Below are 16,784 nucleotides of genomic sequence, written 5' to 3' on the forward strand. Positions count from 1 at the left end.
CCCTGTTCTCCCCTGCGGCTCGGTGCCGCCCCGGGAGAATATCGGGTCACGCGTCGCCGGGCAGCTCCTCCATTTTCCGCTGCAGCTTGTTCATCCCGCCGAGCCAGCGGTCGGTTTCGGTGGCGCGCAAGGCATAGAAGTCCGCGACCTCGGCGTGCGGCAGCACCAGGAACCGGTTCTCGGCCATCGCGGCGAACAACGCGTCGGCCACCTGCGGCGGGTCGATCGCGCTGGCGCCCATCAGCAGTTTGCCGCGTTCGCCGGTCTCTTCGAGCATCGCGGTGCGCACGCCCTGCGGGCAGATCGCCTGCACGGTGATGCCGCGGTGCCGGTAGGTGGCCGACAGCCATTCCGCGAACGCCAGCGCGCCGTGCTTGGTCACCGAATACGGAGCCGAGCCAAGGCTCGTGAGCACGCCCGCCGCGGACACCGTCGCGACGAACCGCCCCTCGCCGCGCTCCAGCCACGCCGGCAGCAGCAGCCGGGCCGCACGGACGTGTGCCATCACGTTCACGTCCCACGCCAGCGACCACGCGTCTTCGTCCGCGTGGGCGTCGCCGAACGGCGCGACCCCGGCGTTGGCGCAGAAAACGTCGATCTCACCGAGCGTTTCGCGGGCGGTGTCGATCAGGTCGGCGACCCCGGATTCGCTGGCGACGTCACCGGCGAACGACGTGCCGCCCACCTCGGCCGCGACCTCGGCGGCACGGTCCCCGTCGAGGTCCGCGACCACGATGCGAGCCCCGTCGGCCGCGAACCGCCGCGCCAGTGCCGCCCCGATCCCGCCACCACCGCCGGTGATGACGACTCCGGCGCTCACAGACCGCCGCCGAGCGTCACGCCGCCGTCGAGCACGACCGTCTGCCCGGTCATCCAGCCCGCCTCGCCGGACAGCAGGAACGCCACCGCGCCCGCGATGTCCTCCGGCACCCCGAGCCGCTTCATCGGATACGCCGCGGCGACTTCTTCCTCGCGCCCCTCGTACAGCGCGGTCGCGAACTGCGTCTTGACCACCGCCGGAGCCACCGCGTTGACCCGGATCTTCGGACCGAGTTCCGCGCCGAGTTCCTGGGTGAGCCGGATCAGCGCGGCCTTGCTGACGCCGTACATGCCGATGCCCGGCGAGGTGCGGATGCCCGCGATCGAGGCGACGTTGACCACCGCGCCGCCGTGCTCGCCCATCCACGCGTCCCGCGCGACGCGGATCCACGACAGCGGCGCCACGACGTTCACCGCGAAGATCTTGCTCGCGGCGGCCGGGTCGACGTCCAGCGTGGGCCCGTAGACCGGGTTGATGCCGGTGTTGTTGACCAGCATGTCGAGACTGCCGAACTTCTCGACCGCGGCGGCGACCGCCTCCTGCTGATGCGCGGCGTCGTCGGCCTTGCCGGGCACCGCGATCGCGACCTCGGGCCCGCCGAGCTTCTCGACGGCCTCCGCGAGCGGCTCCGGCTTGCGCGCGGTGATGCACACCTTCGCCCCGCGCTCGACCAGCCCCTGCGCGATAGCCAGCCCGATCCCCCGGCTGGCCCCGGTGACCAGGGCAACGCGATCCTTGAACGACTCCACCACACCGTCTCCTTGTCCGCCGCTGGACAGCCACCGCTAAGCGACCGCTTAGTCGCAGGATAACGGCGAGGCTCGCTTACGCAACCCTGGACCGTCGCCTCGGCCGTCACAACGCGGTGGGTCACTGCCGTCCGGACCCTGCGTATTCACCGACCAGCGGCTCTCGACAACACGCCCGCCTGCAGTTCTGGCGACATGCGAGGAACAGCGAAACACAGAAGTCGATGACTGCTGGCGCGCCGGCTGAGTGAAGCAGATCTGCCCCCGACGGACTCAGCGCTGGTCCCTCGCGCAACCTCGAACCGCATAGCGACCACAGACAGTGACCGCCGTCGCGACCCTGTGCGTTCGCCTGGCCGGGAAGTCCGGGCGAAGGATTACTTGCCGAAACCCGCGGTGAGACCGGTGACGAGGTAGCGCCGGCCGAGGATGTACAGCGCGAGGACCGGCAGGGTGGAAAGGACGACCGCGGCGAGGACCGCGGGGATGTTGACCCGGAACTGGCCTTGGAAAGCCCACAGCGCCATGGGAAGCACGCGCTGGTCGGCGCTCTGGGTGAGGATGAGCGGGAAGAGGAATCCGTTCCACACGTTGAGGCCGTCGTACACCGCGACGGTGACCATCGCGGGTTTGACCATGGGCAGCACCAGGCTGACGAGCATCCGTCCGTGCCCGGCGCCGTCCACGCGCATCGATTCGAACAGCTCGTTCGGCACGTCGCGCAGGAAATTGGCCAGGACGACCACCGAGAGCGGAATCGCGAAGGCGACCGAGGGCAGCACGATCGCGAGCAGGGTGTCGTAGAGGTGCGCGCGCGTGATCAGGTAATAGATCGGGATGATCGTCGCCTGCAGCGGGATCGCCAGGCCTAGCAGGAAAATCTTGTACGTGGTCGCGGAGAACCGGGTCCGGCCGCGCACGATGAAATAGGCCGCCAGTAGCGATACCGCGACGGTGATAACCACAGTGCCTGCCGTGACGACCGCACTGTTGATCAGGTAGCGGAGGAAACCGTTGTCCAGGACCAGCCGGTAGTTCTCGAACGTGGGATCGGCGGGCAGCGACAACGGATTGGCCCCGAAGAACCCGCTCTGGCCGCGCAGGCTCGTCACGACGATGTAGTACACGGGCACGAGAACGACGAACAGCCAGGCGAATCCGGCGAGCCCGCCGAGCACGTTGGGCCTGCTCCTGGCCATCACACACCGTCCTGCTGGCTGCCGCGGGAGAAGCGGGCGAACCGGGAGAGGCCGAGCGACAGCGCCAGCCCGGCGACGACGAGCAGTACGGCCAGAGTGCTCGCGCGGCCCATGTCGTTGTTCGAGAAACCGTTGAGGTACATGTCCAGCGGCAGGAACCGGGTGGCGTTGCCCGGGCCGCCGCCGGTGAGCACGAAGACCAGGTCGAAATAGGTCAGCGAGCCGACCAGCATCAGCGTCGAGGAGGTGACGATCGTGTAGCGCAGCTGCGGCAGGGTGATGTGGAAGAACTGCCGGACCGGGCCCGCGCCGTCGATCTGCGCGGCTTCGTAAAGCTGGGCCGGGATCTGCCGCACTCCCGCTTGATAGAGCAGCGTGTGGAACGGCATGAACTGCCAGCCGATCACGAAGATCACCACGTACAGGGCCAGTGTCGGCTCGCCGAGCCAGTCCTGGGAGAGCCAGTCGGCTCCGAAAGCGCGGCTCATCCCGAAGTTCGGGTCGAGCAGGGCTTTGAACGCGATCGCGATCGCGGCCGAGGACAGCAGCAGCGGAAGGAAATACAGCACGCCCAGCACCGCGCGGTACCGGCCGCGGCCCGCGGTCAGCACGCCAAGCAGAAGCGAGACCGGCGTCTGGAACAACCAGCTCGCCGCCATCACCTGCACGCTGAGCCAGAGCGCGTGATAAGTAGCCGGGTCGCTTAGCGCCGCCGTCCAGTTGCCGAGCCCGGTCCAGACGGGGTCGGCGATCCCGTCCCACTTCATCAGGCTGAGCACCGCCACCCCGCCGAGCGGGAGCAGCGCGAAGATCGAGAAGAACGCCAGCGCGGGAACGGCCGTCAGCGGATGCGGTCCGGCGCGGCCGGGCGTCGCGGCGGACCGCGGCCGCTTCCCGGAACGCTCCCGCACGAGGGCAGCGGACACCGTCACTTCCCGACCGTCGCGTTCATGTTCGCCGAGAACTGCTCGGGCGTGATCTGCTTGAGGAAGAGCTGGTCCAGGTTGTTCAGCAGCGCGTCGGCCTGTCCGGGGGAAAGGGCCTGGTCCCAGGAGAGCTGGAAATTCGGCGCGTTCCGCGCCAGTCCGTACACATAGGACAGATACGCCGGGTCCGGTGCCTTGGCCAGTTTGGCCTCGATCCCGTTGACCGGCGGCACCGCGCCCCCGGCGAGCAGCGCGTCGACGTAGGCATCGTTCATGACGCCCTCGCGCAGGTATTTCACCGCCGCCTGTTTCTGCGCGTCGGAGGCGTGCGCGGACACCGACCAGAAGTTCGCCGGGTTCCCGACGATGTCCGCCGGATCGCCCTTCCCTCCCGGCACGACCGGGAAGCCGACGTAACCGAGTTTGCCCGCGGCGAAACCGGGGTCGGCTTCCTTGATCGTGGGGAACGCCCACGAACCCATCAGGTACATCGCCGCCTTGCCGGTGTAGAGCAGGGCGAGGTCCGCGTTGCTGTCGGTGCTGATCGAATTGAACCCCTTGGCGAATCCGCCCGCGTCGACGAGCTGCTGGATCTTGCGGTTCGCGTCCAGGATCGCGGGATCGGACCAGGCGCCCGGCTTGTTCGCGGCGATCGCGGCGAAGACGCCCGGCCCGCCGATCCGGTCGACCAGGTACTCCTCCCACATCAGCTGCGGCCATTTGCTTTGCCCGCCGAGGGAGAACGGAGCGATCCCGGCGGCGGCGAACTTCGGCACGAGCGCCATCAGCTCGTCCCAGGTCTTCGGCGGCTGCGCGCCCACCCGGGCGAAGAGATCCTTGTTGTAGAACAGGAAAACCGGCTGCATGCTGTTGTTCGGCACGGCGTAGGTCTTTCCGTCCAGCACCCCGGTTTTCGCCACCGAGGGCAGGAACCGGCCGGTCAGCGCGGGATCCTTCCGCACCTCCGGGGTCAGATCCATGATTTTCCCTGCCGCGACCCAGGATTTCAGCATCCCGCCGTTGCCCCAGCTGAACACCAGGGTGGGCGCCTGGTCGGCGCCGACGGCCGAGCGGATCTTCTGCTTGTACGCGTCGTTGCCGAAGAACTGCCCCTCGACGCCGCCGCTGGCGAACGAAGCGCGGAACACCTGCTCGTCGCCGCCGGTCAACGCCCATGCCGTCGCTTTCCCGCCGGCGGCGGCCGTGGGCCCGCTCGTGCCGCACGCCGCGGTCAACGCCAGCAGAGCCGCGAACCCGGTCGCCGCGAGCGTCGTCCGCGTCCCGCGGACCGTCCGGCGAGTACCCAGTTTCATGATGCACCTTCCGCTCCGAAGGTTCGAAAAGTTTCGAAAACTTCTCGTAGGCTGGCCGAAATCTAGGGTAGTGATTCGGGCCAGTCAAGTGCTAAATTCCCTTTTCATAGCCAACAATCACGCTTCGAAACATTTCGAAAAGAGGGAGCCTGATGCCGTCCCGCACTGGCGCGAGGCTCGCGGCCGTCGCCGAAGCCGCCGGCGTCTCGCTGCCGACCGTCTCGAAGGTGCTCAACGGGCGATCCGACGTGGCCGCGCGCACCCGCGCCCGAGTGGAACAAGCGTTGCGGGAGGCCGGATACGTGCCGCGCGGCGGGAGCCGGAACGCCCCCGCGACCCGGATCGTCGACGTCGTGTTCGACGATCTCGTCAGCCCGTACGCGCTCGAAGTGCTGCGCGGGGTGACCGCCGCGGGCGCCGAACTCGGCACCGACGTGGTGGTGAGCCGGATGCCCGAAGCGGCGCCCGGCGGCCCGCTCAGCCCCGAGGACCAGTGGACGCACCGGCTCAAGGGCAACGGCCGGGCCGGGCTGATCGTCGTGACCTCCGAACTCTCGCTCGCCCAGGTCGAAAGCTTCGAACGCGCCGGGCTGCCGCTGGTGGTCATCGACCCGATCAACCTGCCGAGGACCGAGGTCGCCAGCGTCGGGGCGACGAACTGGTCCGGCGGGATCGCCGCCGCCGAGCACCTGCTGAGCCTCGGGCACCGGCGCGTCGCGTTCGCCGGCGGGCCGGTCGGGGCCTCCTGCAGCCAGGCCCGGCTGCACGGGTACCGCGCCGCCCTCGACAACGCGGGCGTCGCCTTCGACCCGGAACTGGTGTGCCACGGCGACTTCGGCCACCCGGCCGGACTGGAGATCGGAAACCGCTTGCTGGCCATGGAAAATCCGCCGACCGCGGTGTTCGCCGCCAGCGACGCCACCGCGCTCGGCGTGCTGGAAGCCGCCCGGCGGCGGGGATTGCGGGTGCCGCAGGACCTGAGCGTCGTCGGCTTCGACGACACCATGCTCGCCGGCCTCGCCACCCCGCCGCTGACCGTGATCCGGCAGCCGCTGCACGACATGGGCCGGGTCGCGCTGCGCACCCTGCTCAAGCTGATTTCCGGGCAGACGCTCGATTCCCACCACGTCGAACTCGCGACCCATCTCGTCGTGCGCGAGTCGACCGCCCCCGCAGCCGACCGAGGAGCACGATGAGCCGCTGGCACGACCGGACCCTCTCCCCCGCCGAACGCGCGGACGCGCTGCTGGCCGGGATGACGCTCGAGGAGAAGGTCGCCCAGCTGGGCAGCGCGTGGCCCGGCAATCAGGAGATCAGCGGGAACGTCGCCCCCATGCAGGACGTTTTCGCCCGCGGCGAAGTCCCGTTCGACCAGGTGCGCGCGGACGGGATCGGGCACCTCACCCGCCCGTTCGGCACCGCGCCGGTGAGCGCGGCCGACGGCGTCGCCCGGATCACCGCGCTGCAGCGCGAAATCGTCTCCGAGACCCGGCTCGGCATCCCGGCGATCGTGCACGAAGAGTGCCTCACCGGCTTCACGACCCTCGGTGCCACGGTCTACCCCACCGCGCTCGCCTGGGCAGCGACCTTCGACCCCGGTCTCGTCGAGCGGATGGCCACGGCCATCGCGGAAGACATGCGCGCGGTCGGCGTGCATCAAGGGCTTTCGCCCGTGCTCGACGTCGTGCGCGACTACCGCTGGGGCCGCACCGAGGAAACCCTCGGCGAAGACCCGTACCTCGTCGGCATGCTGGGCACCGCTTATGTCCGCGGCCTGGAGAAGGCCGGGATCATCGCGACGCTGAAGCATTTCGCCGGCTACTCCGCGTCCCGGGCGGCCCGCAACCACGCGCCGGTTTCGATCGGGCCGCGCGAGCTGCGCGACGTCGTCCTGCCGCCGTTCGAGATGGCGGTGCGCGACGGCGGGGCCCGCTCGGTCATGAACTCCTACAGCGACCTCGACGGCGTACCCGCCGCGGCCAGCGAAGCGCTGCTCACCACGATTCTGCGCGAGGAATGGGGTTTCGACGGAGTCGTCGTCTCCGACTACTGGGCCATCGCGTTCCTCAAGAGCATGCACCGCGTGGCCGCCAGCGCGGGTGCGGCGGGCGCGCTCGCGCTGGCCGCCGGGATCGACGTCGAACTGCCGGACACCCTGTGCTACAGCAAGGAACTGACCGAGCTGGTCCGTTCCGGAGAAGTCCCCGAGGCGCTCGTCGACCGGGCCGCGAGCCGCCTCCTGCGGCAGAAGGCCGAGCTGGGCCTGCTCGACGCGGACTGGGCGCCGCGGGCCGAGCCGGTCGATCTGGATTCACCGCGAAATCGATCCCTCGCCCGGGAAGTCGCCGAGAAGTCCGTCGTGCTGCTCGCCAACGACGGCACGCTTCCGCTGTCCGCCGGGAAAATCGCCCTCGTCGGGCCGTGCGCCGACGACCCGCTGGTCTTCCTCGGCTGCTACTCCTATCCCAACCACGTCCTGCCGCGCCACCCCGAATTCGGCCTCGGCGTAAGCGTTCCGTCCCTGGCCGAAGCGCTGCGGCTCGAACTGCCCGCGGCCGAGATCGCGCTGCGCCAAGGCTGCCCGATCCTCGACGAGGACCGCTCCGGCATCGCCGCCGCGGCGAGCGCCGCGGAAGCCGCCGATGTGTGCGTCGCCGTCGTGGGCGACCGGGCGGGCATGTTCGGCCTCGGCACCTCCGGCGAGGGCTGCGACGCCCCCGACCTGAGCCTCCCCGGCGTCCAGGACGAACTCCTCGACGCGCTCCTGGCGACCGGCACCCCGGTCGTGGTCGTGGTGGTGTCCGGCCGTCCGTACGCCCTCGGCCGCCACGCCGGCCGCGCCGCCGCTCTGGTCCAGGCGTTCCTGCCGGGCGAGGAGGGCGGCGGCGCCGTCGCCGGGATCCTGTCCGGCCGGACCGCCCCGTCCGGGAAACTGCCGGTGCAGGTCCCCCGCGTGCCCGGCGGCTCGCCCGGCACCTACCTGGCTCCGCCGCTGGGCCGCGACAGCGCGGGCATCAGCAACCTCGACCCGACCCCGCTGTTCCCGTTCGGCCATGGCCTGTCCTACACCACGTTCGCCTACTCGGACCTGCGGCTGAGCGCGTCCGAGATCCCCACCGACGGCGAACTGTCCGTTTCGGTCACCGTCCGCAACACCGGCGAGCGCGCGGCGGACGAAATCGTGCAGCTGTACCTGAACGACGTGCACGCCCAGGTCACCCGCCCCGTCCGGCAGCTCGCCGGCTTCGCCCGGGTGCCGCTCGAGGCGGGCGGCGCCGCCAGGGTCACGTTCGCGCTGCACGCCGACCGCACCAGCTTCACCGGACTCGACCTGCGCCGGATCGTGGAGCCCGGAACGATCGAGGTCCTGGCCGGCCCGTCCGCGGGCGACCTGCCCTGCACCGGCCGGTTCGAACTCACCGGCCCGGTCCGCGAAGCGGGCCACGACCGGGTCTTGGTCACGCCGGTGTCGATCACGCCGCTTCCCGGGTGACCGGAGTGCGCCGGGCAGCGCGAAAATCCGGGCTCCGCACGGGGTCAGCTTCGGGGAAGGCTTCAGCACACAGCCCAAAGATCAGATGTAAACCCCGCCGTCGTCCACCTACCGCATTCGCCCGGCAACCTCGCCGATCAGGCACGCACCCGTGCTGTAAAGCCAGTTACCCGCCTCCGGACGCCACCCGGAGAGCTCCTTGACGACCGATACACCCTCCTGCATAGTCTCCTAGACATCGGATGTCCTGGCGTACAGAACGTCCGATGCCTGGTCAAGGAGGACCTGAATGGCCAACCGCCGCCTTCTGAGCATCGTCCTGTCCGCCGTCGCCGGGTTTGGCGGAACGGTCGCCCTCGGCCCGCCAGCCGCCGCGAGTGGGCCGCTGCCGATGGCCGTCTATGCCGCTCCCGGCGCCGACGCACCGCCCGGAAACCCTTGCACCCAGCCGCGTCCGTGTTCGCTTTCGCAGGCGCAGCAACGGGTCCGGCATCTTCTCGGCACCGGCGTCGGCAACCACCGCGACATCGTGGTCAAGCTCGCCGGCGGCTCCTACTACCTCTCCGCTCCGCTGGCGTTGGGCCCGCAGGACTCCGGGCGCAACGGCCACACCGTGACCTGGCAACCAGCGACCGACGCCGCCGTGACGATCAGCGGCGGCCGGTCGTTGCGTCCGGCCTGGCAGCCCGCCGCGCCCGGCAGCAAGATCATGGCCGCGGCCCTCCCGGCCGGGCTGGACTTCGACGGCCTGTTCGTCAACGGCCAGCGCCAGATCCTGGCCCGCTACCCGAACTACGACGCCAGCGCGGCCCGGCTGCAGGGGTCGACCTCGCTGGCCGACCTTCAACGGGAATCGGCGAAGTGGGCGGACCCGTCGACCGCGCTGGTGCGCGCGATGCACTGCGGCGACTGGGGATCCGTCTCGTTCACCGTCAGCGGACGCACCGGCGACGGGCTCGCTCTGCACTACGTCGGCGACAACAACCGGCCGCAGGACTGCGGGCTGACGAAGGGCAACGGGCCCGGCCGGGTCGGTCCGGCGATGGCCGAGAACGTCAAGGAGGAGCTCGACGCTCCCGGCGAGTGGTTCTACGACCGGACGAGCGGCCAGCTGCTCTACTACCCGCCGGAGGGAACCGATCTTTCCGCCGCGACGGTCGAAACCGCCGAGCAGGATCAGCTGATCACCCTCGCCGGGACCTCGGCTGCCGACCCCGTCCACGACATCACGCTGCGCGGACTGCACTTCACCGCGACTCACCGCACGCTCTTCGACAGCCCCTTCGAGGCCGACGCGAAGGGCGACTGGGCGGTGGTCCGCAAGGGCGCGGTATCTCTGAAGAACGCCGCTGACATCTCAGTCACCGGGTCGTTCTTCGACCAGCTCGGCGGCAACGGCGTCTTCCTCGACAGCTACAACAAGCACAACACGATCAGCGACAACAAGTTCGCCTCCGACGGCGCCACGGACGTCCAGATCGTCGGCTCGCCGAGCGCGGTGCGGGACTACTCCGGCAACTACTACGACAACGTCGCGGTCACCGACACCGCGCCAGGGCCGAAGACCGACGACTATCCCCGCGACATCGTCGTGCGGAACAACCTCATGCAGAACATGGGCCGGTTCGAGAAACAGTCCTCCGGCGTCAACATTTCCATGAGCGCGGACGTGACGGTCGACGGAAACACCGTCTCCGGCAGCCCGCGCGCGTGCCTCAACATCGAGGACGGCACGTGGGGCGGACACGACATCAAGAACAACGATCTCTTCAACTGTGTCGAGGAAACCGGCGACAACGGGTCCGTGAACGTGTGGGGCCGCGGCCGGTTCTGGGCCAGCTCCGGCAACAACACCCTCGCGCCGGGCACGAGTTACGAAGGATCTACCGGCACCGCGCTGACCGACGCCCAGGCCCGGAGCCTGATGAAGCTGGACGTCGTCCGGCCGATCACCATCCAGCACAACCGGTTCTGGCACGCCGGGGACTGGGCCATCGACCTCGACGACGGATCGTCCAACTTCCGCCTGCTGGACAACCTCGTCCTCAAGGGCGGAATCAAACTGCGCGACGGCTACGAGCGCACCGTGCGGAACAACCTGCTCGTGGACGGTTCGATCTACGAACAGGTCAGCCACTCCGACTGCGGCGACGTCATCGAGCACAACATCACGCTCGGACCGCAGGCGTACAACAACGTGCTGAACAATCCGTCCACCGCCAAGTACGGCGTCGACCGCAACCTCTTCTGGAACGACAGCTACCCGGTCTACGTCAATCCCGACGGCAGCGGCAACGAAGCGCTCTCCGCGGACGGTGCCACGATCAACCCCCAGTCGGCCTGGGTCCGCGCCGGAATGGACCCGCATTCGCTCGTCGCCGACCCGAAGTTCGCCGCGGCCGACCCGCTCGGCAGCTACGATTTCACGGTCGCCGCCGATTCGCCCGCGCTCGGCCTCGGGTACGCCAACTTCCCGATGACCGGCTTCGGCGCCTCGGGCGGGCCGCTTCCGCCCAAAGCGGTCTTCGCTTACGGCCCCGGTTCCGGCGGGCCTAGCAACGGGATGATCGTCCAACCCGAAATGCTGATGGGCGCCACCGCCACCAACATCCCGTCGCTCGCGGTCCAGTCGTCGCTCGGCTTGACCAAACCGTACGGCCTCTACCTGCCGTCGGTGCCGCAGGGCAGCTACGCGGCGCAGAACGGGCTGCGGACCGGTGACGACATCACCGCTGTCAACGGCACTCAGGTGACCGATGATCGCAATACTTTTTGGCTCAGCTACAACAAACTCGCGCCGGGTGCATCGATCACGCTGACCGTGCGGCGCGGGCAGGCCGACGTCACCGTTCGCCTGGACAAGACGCGGGAATCGGAGCTGCTCAACAACACTTCCGGCGTGGTCTACACCAACACCGGCGCCCCGTCGACGGGATGGCTCTGGCGCGGCAGTTCCGCGGGAGGCGCAAACTCGTATCTCGACGATATCTGGGCGACACAGAACGTCGGCGATTCGTGGAGTTTGACGTTCTACGGCACCGGGATCGACATCATCTCCGAAACCAACACCGACGAGGGCGACGTCGACCTGGCCTTGGACGGTGCGCCTTATCGGACGGTCAGTTTCGTGACGCCGACCCGGCAGTACCAGTCGACAGTCGCGACTGTCTCCGGTCTGCCGCCGGGGGTGCATACCGTTACCGGCACGATGAAGAACGGCAGTTACCTGATCGTGGACGCTTTCCGGACTCATCCGTAGCTGACCTGCCGTGCGCGCGGTACCTCGCCGGCATCGCGCGCACGGCAGTTCCGACCGAGAGTCCACAACGGACCAAGGCTCACCGCACGCGCAGCCGCCGTCGGGCGAAAACCAGGGCGCCCAGGCTCAGCACCGCCAGCGCCATCACGTAGTAACTCGGCGCCAGATTGCTCCCCGTCACCTCGATCAGCCAAATCACCACCAGCGGCGTGAACCCGCCGAACAACGAAGCCGTGATGTTGTAACTGACCGACAATCCGGTCGCACGGGTCCGGGTCGGGAAGACGTCGGCCATCATCGTGCCCAGCGGGCCGACATACCAGACCTTGACCAGGCCGATCGCGGCCATCACCGCCGTCATCATCGCGAACGTCGGCTGGCTGTTCAGTGCGAGGAACAGCAGGAAGATCGCGAGCAGCATCACCGAGCAGGCGGCCGCCATCAGCGGGATCCGGCCGGTCCGGTCCGACAAGCGCCCGGCGACCGGGGCGAGGACGGTCAGCACGATCTGGGTCACGATGGTCGTGGTGAAGGCCAGCGATTTGGGCAGTCCGAGGTTCCGGATGGCGAAGGTCGGCATGTAGATGATGAGGTAGCTGATCGCGGTGGACACCGCCATCGCGCCCATCGCGACCAGGATCCGGGTCTTCTGCGAGCGCAGGACTTCCCGCAGCGGTGCCTCGGCGGCGTCCTCCTCGAACGCCGGGGATTCCTCGACGTGCCGCCGGATGTAGTAGCCGATCGGGGCGATCAGCAGGCCGAAGGCGAACGGGATCCGCCAGCCCCACGACCCGAGCTGCTGTTCGGTGAGCACCGCGCTCAGCACCGCGGCGAACACGATGCCCAGCAACGTGCTCAAGCCCTGGCTCGCCGCGCCCCAGCTGCCCATGAATCCGCGGCGTTTCCGGTTGCTCTCCACCAGATACGCGGTCGCGCTGCCGAATTCGCCGCCCGCGGAGAAGCCCTGCAGCAGGTTGGCGAACACCAGGCCGATCGGGGCCGCGATGCCGATCGTCGCGTAGTTCGGCATGATCGCGATCAGCAGGGAGGCCACGGCCATGATCCGGATCGACCACACCAGCGCGGCTTTGCGGCCCGCGCGGTCGGCGTAGGAGCCGAGGATCATCCCGCCGAACGGGCGAATCAAATACGCGACCGCGACGCTGGCGAAAGCCAGCATCAGCGAGACCGCCGGGTCCGTCGCGGGAAAGAATTGTTTTGCCAGGACGTCGGCGAACAGGGTGTAGGCCCCGAGGCTGAACCATTCCAGGGTATTGCCGATCGTGGCCGCGAGCACGATCCGGGACGAGCGCGGCGAGGGGGTGTTTTCGGTTCTGACGGCAGGGGAATCGGGAGCAGGGATCGACATGGTCGCCTCCGGGGCGGTGCGTTCGGCGTCATTGGTGAAGCGCGGTTCCGGGCACACCGGCCCGGACCAACCATGTGCGCGGGAATTCAGCGAAGCTTGCCCAATTCGAGCAGGACATTCGCGGCGGCGGTGATTCCGGCGTGGAACCGGGCGAGTTCGAAATTCTCGTTCGGGCCGTGATTGTGCTCGTCGATGTTGGCGAGCGGGATTCCGTAACAGGGCAGGCCGAGGCCGTCGGACAGCGCGGCGATCGGCAGGCTCCCGCCCATCGCGGGCACCAGCACCGCCGGACGGCCGGCGGCCGCGCTGACCGCGTCGGCGATCACCGCGGTGTAAGGCGATTCCGGCAGCGTCCGGGACGCTTCCATCCGCCCGCCCGGCACGTGCAGTTCGGCATGCGGAAGGTGTTCGGCGAGGTGCGCGCGCAACGCCTCGATGACCGTCGAGGCGCGCTGACCGCCGACCGTCCGGATGTCGCAGCGGGCGACCGCGACGGCCGGAATGACCGTGCGGTGGTCACCTTCATCCAAACAGGACAGTGAGTTGATGCTGAACGTGGGCAAAGCCAAGCGGTCGTTGAACCCGACGCCGTCGGGCACGTCCATCCGGTCCAGCCCGACCTCGGCGAGCGCGCCGGGAACGTCGACCGGGAGCGCGTCCAGCGCGTCCCGTTCCGACGGGCTCAGCGGAACCATGCCGTCGGCGATTCCCTTGACCAGCACCTCGCCTTCGGGCGAGCGCATCGTCGACAGCAGCCACACCAGTTCCCACGCCGGATTCGGCGCGACCCCGCCCCAGTTTCCCGAATGCAGCGCGGCCGGGGCTCCCTGCACCCGGATCTCGAACCGGACGGCACCACGTACGCCGAGACTGACCGTCGGCTCGCCGCTGTCGTGCACCGGACCGTCGCTCCACAGCACCAGATCCGCGTCCCACTCGTCGCGCAAGCCGGCGAGCGCGGATTCCAGGTTCGGGCTGCCGATTTCTTCCTCGCCGTCGAGCAGGACGGTCACGCTGCACGGCAGTCCGCCGGTCTCGGCGAGCGCGCGCAAGGCAAGCAACTGCGCGAGGTGCTGGCCCTTGTTGTCCCCCGTGCCGCGCCCGTACATCCGGCCGTCCCGGACGCTGGCCTCGAACGGCGGGCTGTCCCAGGCCGCGAGCGGCCCGGCGGGCTGCACGTCGTAATGGCCGTAGATCACCACGTGCAGCGATCCGGGCGGCCCGTCGGCGCGGCCCACCACCAACGGCCAGCCGCCGGTCTCGACCCGCCGCGCTTCGAGCCCGCTGCGCCGCAGCAACTCGCACGCGAACTCCGCCGCCTCCGCCATGCCCTCGCCGGTGGCGCTCACGCTCGGGACGGCGATCCACTCGGCCAGCTCCGCCTCGTGCCGCTCCCGGTACTGCTCGACGTACGACTCGATGCGGCGCACCCGACCTCCAGTGATTTCACTTTCTGATATCGATGCCATCGAAGCAAATCGGCTAAGCTGCTGTCAATGGACGACCGTCTCCCGCGCCAGGCGACCGCCGACGACCTCCGCGCGCTCGCACACCCGCTGAGCTGGCGGATTCTGCGGCTGTGCCTGGATTCCGCGTGGACGAACCAGCAACTGGCGAAGCGGCTGGAGGAGCCTCCGGCGACCGTGCTGCGCCGGGTCCACGCACTCGCCGAAGCCGGGTTCCTGGTCGCCGAACCGGCCCGCCGGAGCGACCTCGGCGCCTGGGAACGCCCCTACCGGACGACGCGGCGGACCTGGCACCTCGACCTCGACCAAGCAGGCGATCCGGCACTGACCGCACGCGTCGAATTGGCGACCCTGGACGCCCACCGAGCCGAAATGCTCGAAGCCGACCCCACGTCGATCCAGCAAACCCGCCGCGGCGTGGTCCGGCTCAGCGACGAGGCCGCGGCCGAGCTGCAGTCGCGATTGGACGCACTGCTGGACGAGTTCGTCGCGCGCGAGGAACCGGCTGGGCGGAGGCATTCGTTCCTGTGGAGCGTGGTCGAACGCCCCGGAGAGCCGGACATCGCCGAAGACTGAGGCACACGTCACATCCCTTTTGTCTGATTACCGGACTCCCCCGCGCAGCCATGCTTCAGCTCCGAAACGCACTCGACCGTGAGGAGCTGGCATGACCGGCAGCGAAACCTTCCCGATGGCGCGCGAGCCACGATGCCCCTTCGCCCCCGCCCCTGGATTGACGGCGCGGCCACCGGTGTCGCGGGTGCGGCTGTGGGACGGCAGCGAGCCCTGGCTGATCACCCGGTATGCCGATGTCCGTGCGGTGCTTGCGGATCCGCGCGTCAGCGTCGATGTCGCGCAGCCTGGTTTTCCGCACACCAACGCGGTCAGCAAGGCGCGTGACGCGCGGATGAAGACGTTGATGCAGATGGATCCGCCGGAGCACACCGTTCAGCGGCGGATGCTCGCCTCGGAATTCACCGTCCGGAAAATGGCGGCGTTGCGGCCGCGTATTCAGGAGTTGGTGGACGACCTTCTTGACGGAATGCTCGCGGGGCCGAATCCAGCCGATTTGGTCGAGGCGTTCGCGATGCCCCTGCCTTCGCTGGTGATCTGCGAACTGCTCGGCGTCCCATACGCGGATCGCGACTTCTTTCAGGGAGTGGCTCGCACGCTCGTCATGGACGACCCGGACCCGGCGCGTGCCGTGGCGGCCAGCGAAGAGCTGAATGCGTATCTGGAAGACCTCGTTGGCACGAAATCCGCCGGGCCGGGCTTGCTCGGCAAACTGGCTCTCGCGATGTCCCCGCGCGAGATCGCGGTGCTGGGGCAGCTTCTGCTAGTGGCGGGCCACGACACCACCGCGGCCATGATCGCGCTGGGCACGGCCGTGTTGTTGACGCATCCGGAGCAGTTCCGCGATTCGGCGGATCCGGTGGAGGAATTGTTGCGCTACTTGTCGATCACGCATACCGAGGCGCGTCGCGTCGCCTTGGCGGATCTTGAAATCGGCGGGCAGGTGATCCGCGCGGGCGAGGGCATCATCGCGGTGAAGAGCACCGCGAACCGGGATCCGCTGGCCTTTCCGGATCCCGATCGCTTCGACCTCCACCGGTCCGCCCGGCACCACGTCGCGTTCGGTTACGGGCGGCACCTCTGCCTGGGTGCGCCGCTGGCGCGGGTGGAGTTGCAGGTCGCGTACTCGACGTTGCGGCGGCGGGTGCCGACGCTGGCGCTAGCGGTGCCGCTGGATCGCTTGGAGTTCAAGGAGAACGCGATCTTCTACTCGGTGCGCGAACTGCCCGTCACGTGGGCGAGCACGTTGACCACATTGCCGCCCGGATCCTCGACGAAAAACCGGCGCACGCCCCACGATTCGTCGGTCAACGGATAAACCACCCGCAGCCCGCGCCGGACCGACTCGGCGTGGGCTGCGTCGACTGCCTCGGGGGTGCCGAGATCGATGCCCCAGCGAGGGACGGGGTCGGTGCTTCCGGGCGGGAGGACGAGCACCTGCGCGGCCGGGTTGTCGCTGCTGCGGAGGCCGAGCGCGGGATGGTCCATGGCGACGTCGAGTCCGAGGACGTGGACGTAGAAGTCGCGGGTCGCGGCGTCGTCGGCGCCTTCGGAGTAGGCGATGATGCGTTTGATCACCCGGTGAGCGTCGCAGATCCGCCGGGCGCGGGTCTTGGA

The 16,784-nt window shown here is 69.0% G+C and carries 13 protein-coding genes; 5 read left to right on the forward strand and 8 right to left on the reverse strand.

Annotated elements, in window-relative coordinates:
* Positions 1–46: 46 nt before the first annotated feature.
* The 5 genes from EIZ44_RS39170 to EIZ44_RS39190 all read right to left on the reverse strand — a co-directional run bounded on the left by EIZ44_RS39170 (position 47) and on the right by EIZ44_RS39190 (position 5,007).
* Entirely contained in the window at positions 47–820 is a 774-nt protein-coding gene (locus EIZ44_RS39170) for an SDR family oxidoreductase (protein WP_037814906.1), read from the reverse strand.
* Complete coding sequence (locus EIZ44_RS39175; RefSeq protein WP_106961427.1) at positions 817–1,569, reverse strand: SDR family oxidoreductase; 753 nt, start codon at positions 1,567–1,569, stop codon at positions 817–819. Before EIZ44_RS39175 ends, EIZ44_RS39170 begins: the two co-directional genes overlap by 4 nt.
* A gap of 377 nt (positions 1,570–1,946) precedes the next feature.
* Complete coding sequence (locus tag EIZ44_RS39180; RefSeq protein WP_134734030.1) at positions 1,947–2,768, reverse strand: carbohydrate ABC transporter permease; 822 nt, start codon at positions 2,766–2,768, stop codon at positions 1,947–1,949.
* Positions 2,768–3,700: a carbohydrate ABC transporter permease gene (locus EIZ44_RS39185; RefSeq protein WP_370318143.1), complete on the reverse strand. Its 933-nt coding sequence runs from the start codon at positions 3,698–3,700 to the stop codon at positions 2,768–2,770. Before EIZ44_RS39185 ends, EIZ44_RS39180 begins: the two co-directional genes overlap by 1 nt.
* The gene (locus tag EIZ44_RS39190) at positions 3,697–5,007 is read right to left on the reverse strand and encodes an extracellular solute-binding protein (RefSeq protein ID WP_134663536.1); all 1,311 of its coding nucleotides are present in this window, start codon (positions 5,005–5,007) and stop codon (positions 3,697–3,699) included. The genes EIZ44_RS39185 and EIZ44_RS39190 overlap by 4 nt, the downstream gene beginning before the upstream one ends.
* A 152-nt stretch (positions 5,008–5,159) precedes the next feature.
* Here EIZ44_RS39190 and EIZ44_RS39195 point away from each other — a divergent pair, with 152 nt between their 5' ends.
* The 3 genes from EIZ44_RS39195 (at position 5,160) to EIZ44_RS39205 (ending at position 11,759) form a co-directional block, all read left to right on the forward strand.
* Entirely contained in the window at positions 5,160–6,203 is a 1,044-nt protein-coding gene (locus EIZ44_RS39195; protein WP_134734031.1) for a LacI family DNA-binding transcriptional regulator, read from the forward strand.
* Positions 6,200–8,500: a beta-xylosidase/alpha-l-arabinosidase gene (locus EIZ44_RS39200; RefSeq protein ID WP_134734032.1), complete on the forward strand. Its 2,301-nt coding sequence runs from the start codon at positions 6,200–6,202 to the stop codon at positions 8,498–8,500. Before EIZ44_RS39195 ends, EIZ44_RS39200 begins: the two co-directional genes overlap by 4 nt.
* A 289-nt stretch (positions 8,501–8,789) precedes the next feature.
* The gene (locus EIZ44_RS39205; RefSeq protein ID WP_134734033.1) at positions 8,790–11,759 is read left to right on the forward strand and encodes a right-handed parallel beta-helix repeat-containing protein; all 2,970 of its coding nucleotides are present in this window, start codon (positions 8,790–8,792) and stop codon (positions 11,757–11,759) included.
* Positions 11,760–11,838: 79 nt separating this feature from the next.
* On the opposite strand, the gene EIZ44_RS39210 is transcribed toward EIZ44_RS39205, so the two are convergent.
* Positions 11,839–13,128: an MFS transporter gene (locus EIZ44_RS39210; RefSeq protein WP_205673448.1), complete on the reverse strand. Its 1,290-nt coding sequence runs from the start codon at positions 13,126–13,128 to the stop codon at positions 11,839–11,841.
* A gap of 86 nt (positions 13,129–13,214) precedes the next feature.
* Complete coding sequence (locus EIZ44_RS39215; protein ID WP_240691539.1) at positions 13,215–14,558, reverse strand: M20/M25/M40 family metallo-hydrolase; 1,344 nt, start codon at positions 14,556–14,558, stop codon at positions 13,215–13,217.
* Positions 14,559–14,624: 66 nt separating this feature from the next.
* On the opposite strand from EIZ44_RS39215, the gene EIZ44_RS39220 reads away from it, so the two are divergent.
* Positions 14,625–15,170 carry a winged helix-turn-helix domain-containing protein gene (locus tag EIZ44_RS39220; protein ID WP_205673449.1) on the forward strand — a complete coding sequence of 182 codons (546 nt, stop codon included), beginning with the start codon at positions 14,625–14,627 and terminating at the stop codon, positions 15,168–15,170.
* A gap of 91 nt (positions 15,171–15,261) precedes the next feature.
* On the forward strand, positions 15,262–16,485 hold the full coding sequence (locus tag EIZ44_RS39225; protein WP_240691540.1) for a cytochrome P450: 1,224 nt from the start codon (positions 15,262–15,264) through the stop codon (positions 16,483–16,485).
* On the opposite strand, the gene EIZ44_RS39230 is transcribed toward EIZ44_RS39225, so the two are convergent.
* A complete protein-coding gene (locus EIZ44_RS39230; RefSeq protein WP_134734036.1) occupies positions 16,374–16,745 on the reverse strand; it encodes a VOC family protein in 372 nt (123 codons plus the stop codon). The genes EIZ44_RS39225 and EIZ44_RS39230 overlap by 112 nt on opposite strands.
* Positions 16,746–16,784 lie beyond the last annotated feature (39 nt).

Origin of the sequence: Amycolatopsis nivea (assembly GCF_004522235.1) — a bacterium.
GTDB lineage: Bacteria > Actinomycetota > Actinomycetes > Mycobacteriales > Pseudonocardiaceae > Amycolatopsis > Amycolatopsis nivea.

What these genes read in the sequence shown, in the direction of transcription:
- EIZ44_RS39200 (WP_134734032.1), top strand. Translation starts at nt 6,200, where the DNA reads ATGAGCCGCTGGCACGACCGGACCCTCTCCCCCGCCGAACGCGCGGAC.
- EIZ44_RS39225 (WP_240691540.1), top strand. Translation starts at nt 15,262, where the DNA reads ATGACCGGCAGCGAAACCTTCCCGATGGCGCGCGAGCCACGATGCCCC.
- EIZ44_RS39195 (WP_134734031.1), top strand. Translation starts at nt 5,160, where the DNA reads ATGCCGTCCCGCACTGGCGCGAGGCTCGCGGCCGTCGCCGAAGCCGCC.
- EIZ44_RS39180 (WP_134734030.1), bottom strand. Translation starts at nt 2,768, where the DNA reads ATGGCCAGGAGCAGGCCCAACGTGCTCGGCGGGCTCGCCGGATTCGCC.
- EIZ44_RS39220 (WP_205673449.1), top strand. Translation starts at nt 14,625, where the DNA reads ATGGACGACCGTCTCCCGCGCCAGGCGACCGCCGACGACCTCCGCGCG.
- EIZ44_RS39210 (WP_205673448.1), bottom strand. Translation starts at nt 13,128, where the DNA reads ATGTCGATCCCTGCTCCCGATTCCCCTGCCGTCAGAACCGAAAACACC.
- EIZ44_RS39190 (WP_134663536.1), bottom strand. Translation starts at nt 5,007, where the DNA reads ATGAAACTGGGTACTCGCCGGACGGTCCGCGGGACGCGGACGACGCTC.
- EIZ44_RS39205 (WP_134734033.1), top strand. Translation starts at nt 8,790, where the DNA reads ATGGCCAACCGCCGCCTTCTGAGCATCGTCCTGTCCGCCGTCGCCGGG.